The sequence below is a fragment of the Siccibacter turicensis LMG 23730 genome (assembly GCF_000463155.2).
GTDB classification, from domain to species: Bacteria; Pseudomonadota; Gammaproteobacteria; order Enterobacterales; family Enterobacteriaceae; genus Siccibacter; species Siccibacter turicensis.
Window position 1 is genome coordinate 439,628 of record NZ_AWFZ01000028.1, and the last position, 14,353, is coordinate 453,980.

A 14,353-nucleotide genomic window follows, 5' to 3' on the forward strand; every position below is an offset into this window, starting at 1 on the left:
GAAATTTCAGAACAGATTCGACAGATCGTTGCTGTAGGTTTTGCTTACTTTCTCACTCATGGCTTTCAGCTGCTGAATCATGCCGTTGAGCTTGCGCGCGTAGTTCGGATCCGTGGCGTAGCCCGCGCTTTGCAGCGCCTGTGCGCCCTGCTCCGGCGTGGCCGCGGTAGTCACCGCCGCATAGCGTGGGTTGCGGGTCAGCAGCCCGACGTAGTCGGAGAGCGCTTCCAGATAGGAGCCGTAGACGCGGAACTTCGCCTTCACTTTCTTCGCTTCGCCGTTCTCGAATTCGGTGGTGGTGATCTCGGTGACCGGCCCCTTCCAGCTGCCGGACGCCTTCACGCCAAACAGGTTGAAGCTCGGCTCGCCGCTTTCGGTTTTGATCTGCCGCTGACCCCAGCCTGACTCCAGCGCCGCCTGGGCGAGGATCAGGTGGTGCGGAATACCGCTCTGCTGGCTGGCAAGACGTGCCGGAAGCGCAAGCTGCGCCAGGAAGTCTTTGCTGTCGCCGCTCAGCGGTTCATCACTGGACGGTGGCTTCGGCACCGCGCTGCGCACCATCTGGGTCAGCGTCTGATTTTGATAACTGGTCACCGTTTCCAGCGGGAACTTCATCGGCACCTGGGCGGCGTCTTCGACCGGTGCCTGCACCTCGCCGCCCATCTGCTTGACCATCTGATCCGCAAGGCCCAGTCCTTTCCCCGCGGTCATATGCTGCGCAATCTGCTGGTCGTACATGCTGGTATAAAGCCGCGTCTGGTCGCTGCTGAACATGCCGTCTTTCGGCAGCGCCTCACGCATGCTTTTCAGCATCATCTGGACAAACATCCCTTCCACCTGGCGGGCAACCTGCTTGAGGTTGCCCTGCGGGTCTTTGCCCGCCTGGGATTTCAGGTCGTTGAGCGAGCGGGCGTCGAACGCCGCGCTGGCCAGCAGCTTGCTATCGGTCAGCATCAGATAATTTCCACTTTGGCACGCAGACAGCCTGCACTTTCCATCGCCTGAATAACGGACATCAGCTCCATCGGCGTGGCACCCAGCGCGTTGAGCGCACGGATAACGCTGTTCAGGTTGGCGCTGGCGCGTACGCTCTGCAGCGAGCCGCCTTCCTGACGCAGATCGATCTGGGTCTGCGGCGTCACCACGGTCTGGCCGCCACCAAACGGGGTATCCGGCTGGCTGACGTTCAGGTTCTGGTTGACGGTAACAGAGAGGTTGCCCTGCGCCACGGCGCAGCTGTCGAGCGTCACTTCGCGGTTCATCACCACCGAGCCCGTGCGGGAGTTAATGATGATCTTCGCATCCTGTGTCGCTACGTTAACCTGCAGGTTCTGGATATCAGCCAGCATCCGCACCTGTGAACTGCCACCGGTCGGCACGCGGATCTGTACGGTACGCGCATCCAGTGCGGTGGCGCTGCCGTAGCCGCGGGCGCGGTTGATGGTGTCGGTGATCTGCTGCGCCAGGGTGAAGTCTTCGTTGTTCAGCTGCAGGTTGATGGTGTTGCCGGAACCAAACTGGCTCGGCAGTTCACGCTCAATCATCGCCCCGCCGGTGATACGCCCGCCGTTAAGCTGGTTCACCTGCACGCTGCTGCCGCCGGCGGAAGCGCCGGCACCGCCGACCAGGATGTTCCCCTGCGCCAGGGCGTACACCTGATTATCCACGCCTTTCAGCGGGGTCATCAGCAGCGTACCGCCGCGCAGGCTTTTGGCGTTACCCATGGAGGAGACCACCACGTCGATGGCCTGCCCCTGGCGACCGAAGGCCGGGAAGTTCGCCGTGACCATTACCGCCGCCACGTTTTTCAGCTGCATGTTAGTGCCGGTCGGCACGGTGATGCCGAGCTGGGAGAGCATGTTGTTCAGGGTCTGGGTGGTAAACGGCGTTTGCGTCGTCTGGTCACCGGTACCGTCCAGCCCCACCACCAGGCCGTAGCCGATAAGGGAGTTCTGGCGCACGCCCTGCACGCTGGTAAGGTCGCGAATGCGCTCTGCCTGGCTGACCGTAGTCACCAGCAGCAGAACCATTCCGAGCAGTGATTTAAGCATGTTTCACCCCGCTTACATCGGCGATAAATTAAGGAAGAAGCGCTGCAGCCAACCCATGTTCTGCGCTTCGTTGATATAGCCGTTGCCGACATATTCGATACGGGCATCCGCCACCTGTGTGGACGGAACCGTATTCGTGCCGCTAATCGTGCGCGGGTTAACTACGCCCGAGAAGCGAATAAATTCTGTGCCCTGATTGATGGCGATCTGTTTCTCACCCACCACGTGCAGGTTGCCGTTTGCCAGCACCTGATCGACGGTCACGGTCAGCGTGCCGCTGAAGGTGTTGTTTGCGTTGGCGCCGCCTTTACCGTTAAAGCCGTTGTCGCCCGAGGCGCTCATGTCGGCACGCGCGTTGCCAAACAGCCCTTCGAGATAACGCGGTACGGCGTCGAAGCCAAATTTGCTGGAGCTGCTGCGGCTGGCGTTCGCTGACGAGCTTTTGCTCGCGCTGACGTTTTCCTGCAGCTGGATAGTCAGCGTGTCGCCGACGTTACGTGGACGGCGGTCTTCAAACAGCGGCTGGTAGCCGTAGTTGATCGGCTGTACCGACTGGAAAATGGATCCGTTAACGACCGGCGCGGGCGCAGGTACGGGCTGAGCGGTTGTCGCCCCTTGAACCAATGGTGTTGAAGGCACCCATGCGCAGCCTGTCAGGGCAAGCGCCAGAGTCATCACTAAAGGGTTGAATTGCGCACCGGTTTTTTGCATTGCTTTCATCTTCAGTTTAGGTGGTCAGCGTGGCGACAAGCCGCCACGCTGAGTCCGACCTTAGAGTTGCGTCAGTTTTTGCAGCATCTGGTCTGTGGTAGAGACCGCTTTACTGTTGATTTCGTAAGCGCGCTGAACCTGGATCATATTCACCAGCTCTTCTGCGACGTTAACGTTAGAGGTTTCCACATACCCCTGATACAGCAGGCCCGCGCCGTTGAGGCCTGGGGTGCTCTCGTTCGGCGCCCCGGACGCCAGGGTTTCGGTGTAGAGGTTTTCACCAATACTTTCCAGACCGCTGTCGTTCATAAAGGTGGTGAGGTTGATCTGACCCACCTGAACCGGTGCCGCGGTACCCTGCTGGGTCACGCTGACCACACCGTCACGACCGACGGTGATGCTCAGGGCGTTCGCCGGGATGGTGATCGCAGGCTGAACCTGGAAACCACCGGCGGTCACCAGCTGGCCGTTCTGGTCAACCTGGAACGAACCGTCACGGGTGTAAGCCGAGGTGCCGTCCGGCAGCAGGATCTGGAAGAAGCCCTGCCCTTTTACCGCGACGTCTTTGCTGTTGTTGGTCTGCGCCAGGTTACCCTGGCTGTGAAGACGCTCGGTAGCCACCGGACGCACACCGGTACCGATCTGTAAACCGGACGGCAGCGTGGTCTGCTCGGAGGACTGCGCTCCCGGCTGGCGGATGGTCTGGTACAGCAGATCTTCAAATACCGCGCGCTGGCGTTTAAAACCGTTGGTGCTCACGTTCGCCAGGTTGTTGGCGATGACATCCATGTTGGTTTGCTGCGCGTCCAGACCGGTTTTGGCGATCCATAATGAACTGATCATAGTAAGTCCTGTTTATTAGCTCATCGACAGGAGCTGGTTGGCTCGCTGCTCGTTTTCATCGACGCTGGAGATGATTTTCATCTGCATCTCAAAGCGACGCGCGTTGGCAATCATGTCGGTCATCGCTTCGACGGGCTTCACGTTACTCCCCTCAAGCACGCCGGCCATTACGCGAATGGTCGGGTCCGGCTGGAGCACCGCGCCACGCGCCTGACGCGCCTGGGCATTGAGACGGAACAGCCCGTCATCGCCGCGCACTACCTCGTTGCCTTCCGCTTTCACCAGCTTCAGACGTCCCACCGGTGCCACGGTATTCGGGGCATCGCCCGGATTGAGCGCCGAAATGGTACCGTCCGCGGCGATAGTGACCTGAGCGCCTTCCGGCACCACGATCGGGCCGCCGTCGCCCATAACCGGACGACCCATGATGGTCAGCTGTCCGGTGGCGTTCACCTGGATGTTACCGTTGCGGGTATAGGCTTCCGCACCGTCAGCACCCTGCACCGCCAGCCAGCCGTCCTGCTGCAGCGCCACGTCCAGCGGACGCGTGGTGTAGTCCAGATCCCCGGGCGTCATGTTGGCGCCAGGAGTTGACGCCGTCACCAGCGTACGGGTTGGCAGCGACAGCCCCTCTACCGGCACGGCGCGCAGCGCGTTGAGCTGCGCACGGAAGCCTGGGGTGGAGGCGTTGGCCAGGTTGCTGGCCGTCACCGCCTGTTGGTTCAGGGTCTGACTGGCCGCGCCCATGGCGGTATATATTGCGTGATCCATTAAGCCGTCCCGTTAGTCGCTTAGCGCAGGTTAACCAGGGTGTTGAGGATCGAGTCCTGGGTTTTGATGGTCTGCGCGTTCGACTGATAGTTACGCTGCGCGACGATCATGTTCACCAGTTCTTTACTCAGATCCACGTTTGAGGCTTCCAGTGCACCGCTGGTCAGCTTACCGAGGTTACCGGTACCGGCTGCGCCCAGCAGTTCAACGCCGGATGCGGTGGTCGCAGACCAGACGTTGTCGCCCTGAGAGGTCAGGCCTTCCGGGTTAGCGAAGCCCGCCAGTACGATCTGACCAAGCAGCTGTTTCTGATCGTTGGAGTAGTTACCTACGATGGTGCCGTCGTCATTGATGTCATAGCCCACCAGGTCGCCCGGCTTGTAGCCGTTCTGGTTGGAGCTCAACAGGGTGTTAGCACCGGTATTCTGCTGGGTAGAACCCGCAAAGCTCAGGGTGAAGTTACCGGCAGCGGAGCCGTTGAGGCTGGCCATAGGAATGTTCACCTGGGTTGCGCCTGCAACACCGCCCACGGACTCCAGCGCGCCGCTCTGCGTGAAGGTCAGGGTGGTCAGCGGCGTAGCCGGCGCGGCGGTGGTCACGCTGGTGTCCATGTTATAGACGTCCCAGGTGTTCGCGCCGGTCTTCACGTAGTACAGCTTCACGTTGTGGTCGTTACCGAGGCTGTCATAGACGGTCAGCGGTACGCTTTTGTTATAGGTGTCGGAGTTAGCCGGGTCGAACGGGTTAGCGGCGGTCAACGTGGTCACATCGTCAGACGAGTTCAGGTTCATTACCAGCTGCGCGGTATTGGTCGCGCGGGCCGGCATCTGGCCGGTCGGGATGGTCAGCGCAATCGGGTCAGCGCCCTGCTGGATGGTCGGCGGCGTACCGGCAGCCGGGTAACCGGTCACGGACATGCCCTGCATGTTCACCAGGTTGCTGTTCTGGTCTACTTTGAACTGGCCGTTACGGCTGTAGTAGACGGAACCGTTGGTATCTACCAGGCGGAAGAAACCATTCTGGCTTACCGCCACGTCCAGCTTACGGCCGGTGTTGGTGGTAACGCCGTCGCCGAAGTCCTGGGTGATCCCGGCAACTTTTACGCCGAGGCCCGCTTTAGAGCCGGCAAACATGTCGGCAAACGAGACGGAACCGGATTTGAAGCCATAGGTCGCGGAGTTGGCAATGTTGTTGCCAATTACGTCGAGGTTGGTGCTCGCAGCATTCAGGCCGCTGACCGCTTGTGAAAAGGCCATGTCTTACTCCTGATAAGATAAAAGGCTTAAATAATTTGACGAACCTTGTCGAGAGACGTGGTCCCGTAGGTACCCAGGTCCAACAGGTTCTCTCCGTTACTGCGGGTAATTCCGTTCACCAGTGCAAAGTGCAGAGGCTGCGCAACCAGCTGAGTGCCACCGCTGCTGGCACTGATGGATACGTTGTAGGATCCGTCCGGTGCGGCAGAGCCGTCGGCCAGCGTGCCGTCCCAGCTAAAGGTATGAACACCCGCCGTCAGTGCGCCGACGTCAATCGTGCGCACCACTGCCCCGCTCTTATCGGTAACGGTGGCGGTGACTTTATCCGCGCTCTGCACCAGCTCCACGCCAAACGGCGTCGTGGTCTTGTTGCCAGCAAGGATGGTGGAACCCGGGATCATCACGCCGTGACCGATAAGCGCGCTGGCCGCCAGAGACTGGCTGTTATCGATCTGGCCTGAGATTGAACCCAGCGTGGTGTTCAGTTTTTCGATACCGCTCACGGTGCTGATCTGCGCCAGCTGTGTGGTCAGTTCGTTGTTTTCCATCGGGTTGGTGGGGTCCTGGTTTTTCAACTGGGCCACCAACAGCGTCAGAAAGCTGCTCTGTAGGTCGTTGGCATTGCTGCCGGTAATGCTGCTGCCTGAGGTCGTTGCGCTGGTGTTGCTAACGCCGGAGGTCGTGTTCATGGTTGGTTCAATGGCCATTTATCGCCCCTTATTGACCGATGGTCAGCGTCTTAAGCATCATGGTTTTGACGGTGTTCAGCACTTCAACGTTGGCCTGATAGCTGCGGGACGCTGACATGGAGTTCACCATTTCGCCGACCACATCGACGTTCGGCATACGCACATAGCCGTTGCCGTCGGCCAGCGGATTACCCGGCTCGTACACCAGCTTGTCCGGCGCCTGGCTTTCCACCACGCTGCTGACCTTCACACCGCCGGTGGCAGCGCCTGCCGGGGCATCAACCTGAAACACCACCTGCTTAGCGCGGTACGGCTGACCGTCCGGGCCGGTGACGCTGTCGGCGTTCGCCAGGTTACTGGCCGCCACGTTCATGCGCTTGGACTGCGCGGTCATCGCCGAACCGGCAATATCAAAAATGTTCAGTAAAGCCATCGGTTACCCACCATTGGAGAGGACGGACATCATGCTTTTGATCTGCCCACCGATGAACTGGAGGTCAGACTGATACTTCAGGCTGTTGTCGGCGAACTGGGTACGCTCGCGATCCATATCGACGGTGTTGCCATCCATCGACGGCTGATCGGGAATGCGGTACTTCAGGTCAAGCGACGGTGCCGTATGCGTCTGGGCAGGAATATGGCGCGCGGAGGTCATCGACAACGCCACACCGCTGCCGTCGGCACGTCCCCGCTCCATTACTTTTTTGAGCTCGCTGGAAAAATCAATATCGCGCGCCTGATACCCGGGGGTATCCGCGTTCGCGATATTGGCTGACAGGATCTCCTGACGCTGAGCACGCAGGTTGAGCGCCTCTTGTTCAAAACGCAGCGTAGCGTCGAGTTTGTCGATCATGGTTCCTCCGCTGATTGCAAAGTTATGGCCGACAGCTTAATTCTCATGGCGCGCGCGTTATCGACGGAATAAGCGCAAAATGCGTCGCTATTTATTGCGTTGAAGGTTTGACCAACCTTGTACACTCTTCGTCATTCATTACCGGAGGGCCACGATGAAAAACCTGCTCCGCCTTACTGCCGCAACCTTTCTACTGTTAAGTCAGGTAGCGTTTGCGTCTGCTATTGAGCCGCAGCTCACACAGTTTTTCGCGACGCGTCTCGCCGGTATCAGCGATGAAATTAACGTTACGGTGCGTACGCCCGACAATCTGCTGCCCTCCTGTGAGCAACCGGCGCTGAGCATGCCTGGCAACGCGCGGCTGTGGGGCAACCTCAACGTGGTGGCGCGCTGCCCCGGCGAGAAACGCTATATTCAGGTGACGGTGCAGGCGACAGGGAATTACGTGGTGGCGTCGGAAGCCATCCCGCGCGGGACCACGCTTAACGAACGCAGCGTGATCCTGACGCGTGGGCGGCTCGATCAGCTGCCGCCGCGCGCCATGCTGGATATCACTCAGGCACAGGATGCGGTAACATTGCGCGATCTGGCGCCAGGTCAGGCAGTGATGCTGTCGATGGTGCGCCAGGCATGGCGCGTGAAGGCGGGTCAGCGCGTGATGGTGGTCGCCAGCGGAGACGGGTTTAGCGTCAACAGCGAGGGCCAGGCGCTGAACAATGCCGCCGTGGCGCAGAACGCCAGAGTACGTATGGCATCGGGTCAGGTGGTGAGCGGAACGGTCAATCCTGATGGGAATATTCTTATAAACCTGTAATAGCGTAAAGGTTTCAGGAATGCTGCCGATAGATAATCAACAACTGATGATGACAGGCTCTGTTGACCCCTGAGCCCCCTCGATGAGGACTAATGAATGAGCATTGATCGTACGTCACCTGTAAAACCGGTTAGCACCGTACAGTCACGTGAACCAAACGAAGCCCTGCCGCAGAAAACGCGTCTTGAAAAAGCGCTGACCGCCAGCAGTGCCAATGTGACCCTCAGCACGGCGCAGTCCAGCCTGATGCAGCCGGGCGCAAGCGATATCAACATGGAAAAAGTTGAAGCGCTGAAAACCGCTATCCGTAACGGTGAGTTGAAAATGGATACCGGTAAGATCGCTGACGCACTGATTTCCGAAGCACAGAGTTACCTGCAGGATAATTAATGGTATGAGCCGTCTGTCAGAAGTGTTGGACCAAATGACCACCGTCCTGAATTCACTCAAAGAGGTGATGGACGCCGAGCAGCTACACTTATCCGCCGGACAGATTAACAGCAGTACGCTCCAGCGTATTACCGAAGAAAAAAGCTCGCTGCTGGCGACGCTCGACTATCTCGAGCAGCAGCGGCGCGCGGAGCAGAGCGTTAATCGTGGCGATGACATCGCGGATCGCTGGCAGATGATTACCCGTAAGACCCAGCATCTGCGGGAGCTGAACCAACACAACGGCTGGCTGCTTGAAGGGCAGATCGCACTCAATCAGCGCGCCCTTGAAGTGCTTAAGCCGCACCAGGAGCCAGGGCTCTATGGTGCAGACGGTCACGCCTCGACCCTCAGTCGCGGCGGCAAGAAGATCTCTATCTGACCCGACGTCCTGCCCGGACGCTGCCGATCGGACATAACAAAGCCCGGATATGCCGGGCTTTGTTGTTGGCTTTTTTTGGCGGTGCTGTGCCGCTTTCATCAACGCGGAGACGTTGCGAAGACGACGCCGCCACAGCGTGACGGCGTAAATCCATTGCGCGTGCGCTACACCGTGCGGCGGGCGAAGTCCCGCGGTCGGAAACCGAGCAGCGCCAGCGTCGCGAAGTAGCTCCCTGCCCCAATAACCACCACCGCCATCAGGCGCAGCAGCCGCCAGAGCATCGTGCCCTCGCCCCACGCAGGCATCAGGTGGAGTACGCCGAACAGCACGGCGGCCATCACCAGTACCGCAACGATCAGACGCAGCAGAAAACCGCGCCAGCCCGGCAGCGGGGTGAAAATATCACGCTTGCGCAGCTGCCAGTAAAGCAGGCTGGCATTCAGGCAGGCCGCCAGACCAATCGACAGCGCCAGACCGGCATGCTTCAGCGGGCCGATAAACGCCAGGTTCATCAGCTGGGTCATGATCAGCGTAACGATAGCAATCCGCACCGGCGTTTTAATGTCCTGGCGGGCGTAGAAGCCCGGCGCCAGCACCTTCACCATAATGATGCCCATCAGCCCGACGCAGTAGGCGATCAGCGCCCGCTCGGTCATCGCCGCATCATGGGCGGTGAACTTACCGTACTGGAACAGGGAAACCGTCAGCGGCCCGGCGAGGATCGCCAGCGCCACGGCGCACGGCAGCGCCAGCAGGAAGCACAGGCGCAGCCCCCAGTCCATCAGGCGGCAGTATTCATCCTGGTTGCCGCTGGAGACGGTTTTCGCCAGCGACGGCAGCAGGATGGTACCCAGCGCCACACCCAGCACGCCGGACGGGAACTCCATCAGACGGTCGGCGTAGTACATCCAGGAGACGGAGCCGGAGGCGAGGAACGAGGCGAAGATGGTGTTGATGATCAGTGAAATCTGACCAACGGAGACGCCCAAAATCGCCGGCCCCATCTGCCTGACCACGCGCATCGCCCCGGCATCGCGCAGGTTAATGCGCGGCAGCACCAGCATGCCGATCTTTTTCAGATGCGGAAGCTGATACACCAGCTGCAGGATGCCGCCCACGGTCACCGCCCAGGCCAGGGCCAGCACCGGCGGGTTAAAGTACGGCGCGGCAAACAGCGCAAAGCCGATCATGCTGACGTTTAAAAACGTCGGCGCGAAGGCCGGGACTGAAAACCGGTTCCAGGTATTGAGGATGGCCCCCACCAGCGACGCCAGGGAAATCAGCAGAATATAGGGAAAGGTGATGCGCAGCAGTTGGGAGGTGAGCGCGAACTTGTCCGGGGTGTCGGCAAAGCCCGGCGCGGTGACCAGGATCACCCAGGGCGCAGCCAACATCCCGGCCACGGTGACAATCGCAAGCGCAAGGGTCAGCAGGCCCGATACATAGGCGATAAACACCCGGGTGGCGTCTTCGCCCTGTTTATTTTTGTACTCTGCGAGGATCGGCACGAACGCCTGGGAAAAGGCGCCTTCGGCAAAGATGCGGCGCAGCAGGTTGGGCAGCTTGAACGCCACGAAGAAGGCGTCGGTCGCCACTCCGGCGCCAAACACCCGCGCCACAATGGCGTCGCGTGCAAAACCCAGCACGCGCGAAAACAGGGTCATCGAGCTGACGGCGGCCAGCGATTTTAACAGGTTCATCAGTGTCAGGATCCATAAACACACATGCCCGCCCGGATAGAGACTGGCCTTGCAGGCCAGCTGCGCTACGCGTAGCGATCGAAAAAGGCGGGCAGACGCCGGCAAAAGCAGGCGTCGGTCATCAGCGAAGCGCCTAGTCTACTCAAGTCCAGCGGAATTACTACACGCCTTATTCGTTCATCGCCGCGCGCCAGAGCTTTTCCACGATGCGCTGCGCCATCAGCGCCTGCTCGCCGGCGGTTTGCGGAACCGTCTGATTTGTCACGCACTCAATAAAGTGATGGGCGCAGCCAACAAAACCGCGCTGCTCAAGGGTGCTTTGCCAGCCGGGCACCGGTGCGGTGACCACTCCTGCGCCCCGCTCCTCGCGCCACTCGCGCATATCGGTCACCTCATAGAGGCCGCCGTCGGTCACCGCCTGCACCCACTCGCGCTGGCTTCCCGCGCGGCGGTGCATACTGGTGGTGATTTGCCCCGCGTCGGTGGCGAAATGGTGCTCGGCGTAGAGCATCTGCCCCTGGTCGTTGGTACGCAGCACGCCGCTGGCGAGCCGGGCATTGTCGCCCGCCAGCCACAGCGCGGTGTCCACCACGTGCAGATAGTCATCCAGCAGGGTGAAGCGCAGATCGTGCGGGCCAACGCTGTCGCTGCGGTGTTTATCCATGCGCAGCGAAGCGGCGTTGCCCACCACCGCTTTCAGCGCCTGATAGCGCGGCGCAAAGCGACGGTTAAAGCCCACCATCAGCGTCAGGTTGCGGCGCGCGGCCAGCTCCACCAGCCGTTCGGCGTCCGCAAGGTTATCTGCCAGCGGCTTATCCACGCAGACGTGAACCCCGGCGTTGAGCAGCGCACTCACCACCTCGTAATGGCTTTGCGTTGCGCTGTGGACGAACACCGCATCGCAGCGCGCCGCCAGGTTTTGCAGCGAGTCGACGTAGGGTATCCGCCAGGCGGCGCAGATCGGCAGCGCTTTTTCACGGGTCGGTGAGAATGCCCCTTCCAGCGTCCAGCCGCTGGCGTGAGTCAGTACCGGCAGCCAGGCTTTCTGCGCGATGCCGCCGAGCCCTACTACCCCAATGCGTAATGTCGTCATGCTTATTCTCCCAGGTGACCGAGCAGAGAGTCCAGCCGCGCTTTCAGCTCGGCCACCTCCAGTTCCAGCGCCGCAACGCGCGCTTCCAGACCCACGTCCGGCGTGGCGTGTGTCGCCTCACTTTCCGCGGTCTGATCCCCAACCGGCACCGCGTCGCCGCTGAACAGGTGCATATAGCGGCTCTCACGTTTACCCGGCTCCCGCTCAAGCCGGGCGACAAACGGGCCGTCCTCGCGGGCGGCGAGGCCTTCAAGGCAGGTTTCCACCTCGTTCAGATCCGCAAACTCATGCATTCGCGCGGCGCGAAAGCGCAGCTCGCCCGGCGTCTGGGGGCCACGCAGCAGCAGCGTGGTCAGGAGCGCTACTTCTGCCGGGCTAAGCTTCAGGTTGCCGAACTCCGAGTTGCAGAAGCGCTGCTCATATTTGGTGACCCGATTACCAAAGCCGCTGACGGTGCGCAGATAGTGCCGCTTCACCAGCGCATCCAGCACCTCCTGGACCTGCCCGTCGTCGAGATTGAGCACCGGCTCACGGTTAGTTTTCTGATTGCAGCCGGTTACCACTGCATTAAGCGACAGTGGATACTGCTCCGGGGTCGTAACCTGTTTTTCCAGCAGCACGCCGATGACGCGCGTTTCGTAAGCTGACAGCTGATGTTTCATCCGTTCTCCTTATCGCCCCTGCGTCCACTGGCGGGTGGTCAACGCGGTGAGGACATGATCGCGCCATTCGCCGTCGATCAGCAGATAGTCTTTGGCGTAGCCCTCTTTTTCAAAGCCGAGGCGCGCCAGCAGATCCCCGCTGCGTTGGTTGTGCGGCATATAGTTCGCCATGATGCGGTGAATATGTTGGGTGCGCTGCATGTAGCGAATCGCGCTGGTCAGGGCTTCAAACATTAACCCCTGCCCCTGCCATTTTTGCCCCAGGGAGTAGCCGAGATAGCAGGCGTGAAACGAGCCGCGCACCACGTTGGAAAAATTGGCCACCCCGCGGATCTCCGTTTCGTCCGGGTCGAGCAGCGCAAAGTAGAACGCGCTGCCCTGCTTGTGCAGCTCATTGATCATGCTCAGGCGCGCCTGCCAGCCCGAAGGATAACAGTGGCTGTCGTCGCGCACCGGCTCCCAGGGCTTCAGAAACTGGCGGTTTTCAGCGTAGTATTCCGCCAGGCGCCACGCATCGCGGTCGTACACCAGGCGAACCACCAGCCGGTCGGTGGTCAGTCTTACTTTCGGCACATTACTGCGGTAGCCAAACATCGTTTACTGCTCCTTTCTTCAGCTGAACCCTGCGCGCTTCTCGTGTTTATTCGCTAACTATACCTGCCGGAAAGAGAACAAGGAAAACAGTAACCTGTCATTTTTTTAGCGGACGTGACCGGGTTCGATGAAAGGCGTCTATCAAAGCGCCTTTTTGATAAAAAATATTGTGGCCCGCGGGGTGGGAAAAGCACCGGCGGCCCCGCAAAATAGAACTCTTTTTCGTCGCATTCCCGGAGGGGAAATGGCTAGCGTTTCACAGGCACGGAGCCTGGGTAAATATTTCCTGCTGGTAGACAATATGCTGGTCGTGCTCGGTTTCTTCGTGGTTTTCCCGCTGATTTCCATCCGCTTTGTCGACCAGCTCGGCTGGGCGGCGCTGATGGTGGGGATCGCGCTCGGGCTGCGCCAGTTCATCCAGCAGGGCCTCGGTATCTTCGGCGGCGCCATTGCCGACCGCTTCGGCGCCAAGCCGATGATCGTCACCGGCATGCTGATGCGGGCGGCCGGGTTCGCGACCATGGCCATTGCGGTGGACCCCTGGATGCTGTGGTTCTCCTGCATTCTCTCTGCCCTGGGCGGCACGCTGTTCGATCCGCCGCGCTCGGCGCTGGTGGTGAAACTGGTGCCGGCCGCGCAGCGCGGGCGCTTTTTCTCGCTGCTGATGATGCAGGACAGCGCGGGGGCGGTGATCGGCGCGCTGCTGGGAAGCTGGCTTCTGCAGTACGACTTCCGGCTGGTGTGCGCCCTGGGGGCAGCGGTGTTTGTGCTGTGCGCCCTGTTTAATGCCATCTACCTGCCGGCATGGAAGCTCTCGACCGTGAAGATCCCGGTGCGCGAGGGGTTGGGGCGCGTAATGCACGATCGCCGCTTCGTCACCTACGTGCTGACGCTCACCGGCTATTACATGCTGGCGGTGCAGGTGATGCTGATGCTGCCCATTATGGTCAACGATCTGGCAGGCACCCCGGCGGCGGTGAAGTGGATGTACGCCATCGAAGCGACGCTCTCCCTGACCCTGCTCTACCCGATAGCGCGCCTGACCGAAAAGCATTTTCGCCTGGAGCACCGTCTGATGGCGGGCCTGCTGCTGATGACGCTTAGCCTGCTACCGGTGGGGCTAACCACCTCCCTGCAGCAGCTGTTTATGCTGATCTGCCTGTTCTATCTCGGGGCGATCATCGCTGAGCCAGCGCGGGAAACCCTCAGCGCTGCGCTGGCCGACTACCGGGCGCGCGGCAGCTATATGGGCTTCAGCCGCCTCGGCCTGGCCTTTGGCGGCGCGCTGGGCTATACCGGCGGCGGCTGGTTTTATGACGCCGGTAAAGCCAGCGGCCAGCCGGAGCTGCCGTGGCTGATGCTGGGTGTGATCGGCATGGTGACGTTCCTTGCGCTGTGGTGGCAGTTCAGCCATAAACGGCCGGAGCCGACCATGCTGGAACCCGGCACCTGATTTGCCGCCTGCCGCGTTCTCTTCCATACTGAAAGTCCGAAAGCGATCAACT

17 protein-coding genes are annotated in these 14,353 nt (G+C 60.5%); 4 read left to right on the forward strand and 13 right to left on the reverse strand.

Annotated features, from left to right (window positions below):
* Window positions 1–6: 6 nt before the first annotated feature.
* Genes flgJ through flgB form a run of 9 tightly spaced genes read right to left on the reverse strand, consistent with a single transcriptional unit; the run spans window position 7 to window position 7,174 of the window.
* Window positions 7–954 carry a flagellar assembly peptidoglycan hydrolase FlgJ gene (gene flgJ / locus DW58_RS06465; RefSeq protein WP_024562409.1) on the reverse strand — a complete coding sequence of 316 codons (948 nt, stop codon included), beginning with the start codon at window positions 952–954 and terminating at the stop codon, window positions 7–9.
* Window positions 954–2,051, reverse strand: coding sequence for a flagellar basal body P-ring protein FlgI (locus DW58_RS06470; RefSeq protein ID WP_024549121.1), 1,098 nt, complete (start codon window positions 2,049–2,051; stop codon window positions 954–956). The genes flgJ and DW58_RS06470 overlap by 1 nt, the downstream gene beginning before the upstream one ends.
* A 12-nt stretch (window positions 2,052–2,063) precedes the next feature.
* A complete protein-coding gene (gene flgH / locus DW58_RS06475) occupies window positions 2,064–2,762 on the reverse strand; it encodes a flagellar basal body L-ring protein FlgH (protein ID WP_173644476.1) in 699 nt (232 codons plus the stop codon).
* 60 nt (window positions 2,763–2,822) lie between these two features.
* Window positions 2,823–3,605: a flagellar basal-body rod protein FlgG gene (flgG, locus tag DW58_RS06480; RefSeq protein WP_024549123.1), complete on the reverse strand. Its 783-nt coding sequence runs from the start codon at window positions 3,603–3,605 to the stop codon at window positions 2,823–2,825.
* Window positions 3,606–3,620: 15 nt separating this feature from the next.
* On the reverse strand, window positions 3,621–4,376 hold the full coding sequence (locus DW58_RS06485) for a flagellar basal body rod protein FlgF (RefSeq protein ID WP_024549124.1): 756 nt from the start codon (window positions 4,374–4,376) through the stop codon (window positions 3,621–3,623).
* Between the two features lie 20 nt (window positions 4,377–4,396).
* Complete coding sequence (gene flgE, locus DW58_RS06490; RefSeq protein ID WP_024549125.1) at window positions 4,397–5,632, reverse strand: flagellar hook protein FlgE; 1,236 nt, start codon at window positions 5,630–5,632, stop codon at window positions 4,397–4,399.
* Window positions 5,633–5,658: 26 nt separating this feature from the next.
* On the reverse strand, window positions 5,659–6,321 hold the full coding sequence (gene flgD / locus DW58_RS06495; RefSeq protein WP_409371867.1) for a flagellar hook assembly protein FlgD: 663 nt from the start codon (window positions 6,319–6,321) through the stop codon (window positions 5,659–5,661).
* 28 nt (window positions 6,322–6,349) lie between these two features.
* Complete coding sequence (flgC, locus tag DW58_RS06500) at window positions 6,350–6,754, reverse strand: flagellar basal body rod protein FlgC (protein WP_024549127.1); 405 nt, start codon at window positions 6,752–6,754, stop codon at window positions 6,350–6,352.
* A 3-nt stretch (window positions 6,755–6,757) separates the two neighbouring features.
* Entirely contained in the window at window positions 6,758–7,174 is a 417-nt protein-coding gene (gene flgB, locus DW58_RS06505) for a flagellar basal body rod protein FlgB (RefSeq protein WP_024549128.1), read from the reverse strand.
* Window positions 7,175–7,328: 154 nt separating this feature from the next.
* Here flgB and flgA point away from each other — a divergent pair, with 154 nt between their 5' ends.
* From flgA to flgN, 3 genes are all read left to right on the forward strand, one after another.
* Window positions 7,329–7,988, forward strand: coding sequence for a flagellar basal body P-ring formation chaperone FlgA (gene flgA, locus DW58_RS06510; RefSeq protein WP_024549129.1), 660 nt, complete (start codon window positions 7,329–7,331; stop codon window positions 7,986–7,988).
* A 96-nt stretch (window positions 7,989–8,084) separates the two neighbouring features.
* Window positions 8,085–8,378, forward strand: a complete 294-nt coding sequence (gene flgM / locus DW58_RS06515; protein ID WP_024549130.1) for a flagellar biosynthesis anti-sigma factor FlgM — start codon at window positions 8,085–8,087, stop codon at window positions 8,376–8,378.
* 4 nt (window positions 8,379–8,382) lie between these two features.
* The gene (gene flgN, locus DW58_RS06520; protein ID WP_024549131.1) at window positions 8,383–8,799 is read left to right on the forward strand and encodes a flagella biosynthesis chaperone FlgN; all 417 of its coding nucleotides are present in this window, start codon (window positions 8,383–8,385) and stop codon (window positions 8,797–8,799) included.
* A 164-nt stretch (window positions 8,800–8,963) separates the two neighbouring features.
* Here the strand turns inward: flgN and murJ are convergent, their stop codons facing one another.
* The 4 genes from murJ to rimJ form a co-directional block, all read right to left on the reverse strand.
* Window positions 8,964–10,499: a murein biosynthesis integral membrane protein MurJ gene (gene murJ, locus DW58_RS06525; protein ID WP_024549132.1), complete on the reverse strand. Its 1,536-nt coding sequence runs from the start codon at window positions 10,497–10,499 to the stop codon at window positions 8,964–8,966.
* Window positions 10,500–10,668: 169 nt separating this feature from the next.
* A complete protein-coding gene (locus tag DW58_RS06530; protein ID WP_024549133.1) occupies window positions 10,669–11,592 on the reverse strand; it encodes a Gfo/Idh/MocA family protein in 924 nt (307 codons plus the stop codon).
* A 2-nt stretch (window positions 11,593–11,594) separates the two neighbouring features.
* On the reverse strand, window positions 11,595–12,254 hold the full coding sequence (locus tag DW58_RS06535) for a YceH family protein (RefSeq protein WP_024549134.1): 660 nt from the start codon (window positions 12,252–12,254) through the stop codon (window positions 11,595–11,597).
* Between the two features lie 9 nt (window positions 12,255–12,263).
* Window positions 12,264–12,848 carry a ribosomal protein S5-alanine N-acetyltransferase gene (gene rimJ, locus DW58_RS06540; RefSeq protein ID WP_024549135.1) on the reverse strand — a complete coding sequence of 195 codons (585 nt, stop codon included), beginning with the start codon at window positions 12,846–12,848 and terminating at the stop codon, window positions 12,264–12,266.
* A 244-nt stretch (window positions 12,849–13,092) separates the two neighbouring features.
* On the opposite strand from rimJ, the gene mdtH reads away from it, so the two are divergent.
* Window positions 13,093–14,301: a multidrug efflux MFS transporter MdtH gene (mdtH, locus tag DW58_RS06545; RefSeq protein WP_024549136.1), complete on the forward strand. Its 1,209-nt coding sequence runs from the start codon at window positions 13,093–13,095 to the stop codon at window positions 14,299–14,301.
* The last annotated feature ends 52 nt before the right edge of the window (window positions 14,302–14,353 follow it).

What these genes read in the sequence shown, in the direction of transcription:
- flgJ (WP_024562409.1), bottom strand. Translation starts at nt 954, where the DNA reads ATGCTGACCGATAGCAAGCTGCTGGCCAGCGCGGCGTTCGACGCCCGC.
- DW58_RS06470 (WP_024549121.1), bottom strand. Translation starts at nt 2,051, where the DNA reads ATGCTTAAATCACTGCTCGGAATGGTTCTGCTGCTGGTGACTACGGTC.
- flgH (WP_173644476.1), bottom strand. Translation starts at nt 2,762, where the DNA reads ATGCAAAAAACCGGTGCGCAATTCAACCCTTTAGTGATGACTCTGGCG.
- flgG (WP_024549123.1), bottom strand. Translation starts at nt 3,605, where the DNA reads ATGATCAGTTCATTATGGATCGCCAAAACCGGTCTGGACGCGCAGCAA.
- DW58_RS06485 (WP_024549124.1), bottom strand. Translation starts at nt 4,376, where the DNA reads ATGGATCACGCAATATATACCGCCATGGGCGCGGCCAGTCAGACCCTG.
- flgE (WP_024549125.1), bottom strand. Translation starts at nt 5,632, where the DNA reads ATGGCCTTTTCACAAGCGGTCAGCGGCCTGAATGCTGCGAGCACCAAC.
- flgD (WP_409371867.1), bottom strand. Translation starts at nt 6,321, where the DNA reads ATGAACACGACCTCCGGCGTTAGCAACACCAGCGCAACGACCTCAGGC.
- flgC (WP_024549127.1), bottom strand. Translation starts at nt 6,754, where the DNA reads ATGGCTTTACTGAACATTTTTGATATTGCCGGTTCGGCGATGACCGCG.
- flgB (WP_024549128.1), bottom strand. Translation starts at nt 7,174, where the DNA reads ATGATCGACAAACTCGACGCTACGCTGCGTTTTGAACAAGAGGCGCTC.
- flgA (WP_024549129.1), top strand. Translation starts at nt 7,329, where the DNA reads ATGAAAAACCTGCTCCGCCTTACTGCCGCAACCTTTCTACTGTTAAGT.
- flgM (WP_024549130.1), top strand. Translation starts at nt 8,085, where the DNA reads ATGAGCATTGATCGTACGTCACCTGTAAAACCGGTTAGCACCGTACAG.
- flgN (WP_024549131.1), top strand. Translation starts at nt 8,383, where the DNA reads ATGAGCCGTCTGTCAGAAGTGTTGGACCAAATGACCACCGTCCTGAAT.
- murJ (WP_024549132.1), bottom strand. Translation starts at nt 10,499, where the DNA reads ATGAACCTGTTAAAATCGCTGGCCGCCGTCAGCTCGATGACCCTGTTT.
- DW58_RS06530 (WP_024549133.1), bottom strand. Translation starts at nt 11,592, where the DNA reads ATGACGACATTACGCATTGGGGTAGTAGGGCTCGGCGGCATCGCGCAG.
- DW58_RS06535 (WP_024549134.1), bottom strand. Translation starts at nt 12,254, where the DNA reads ATGAAACATCAGCTGTCAGCTTACGAAACGCGCGTCATCGGCGTGCTG.
- rimJ (WP_024549135.1), bottom strand. Translation starts at nt 12,848, where the DNA reads ATGTTTGGCTACCGCAGTAATGTGCCGAAAGTAAGACTGACCACCGAC.
- mdtH (WP_024549136.1), top strand. Translation starts at nt 13,093, where the DNA reads ATGGCTAGCGTTTCACAGGCACGGAGCCTGGGTAAATATTTCCTGCTG.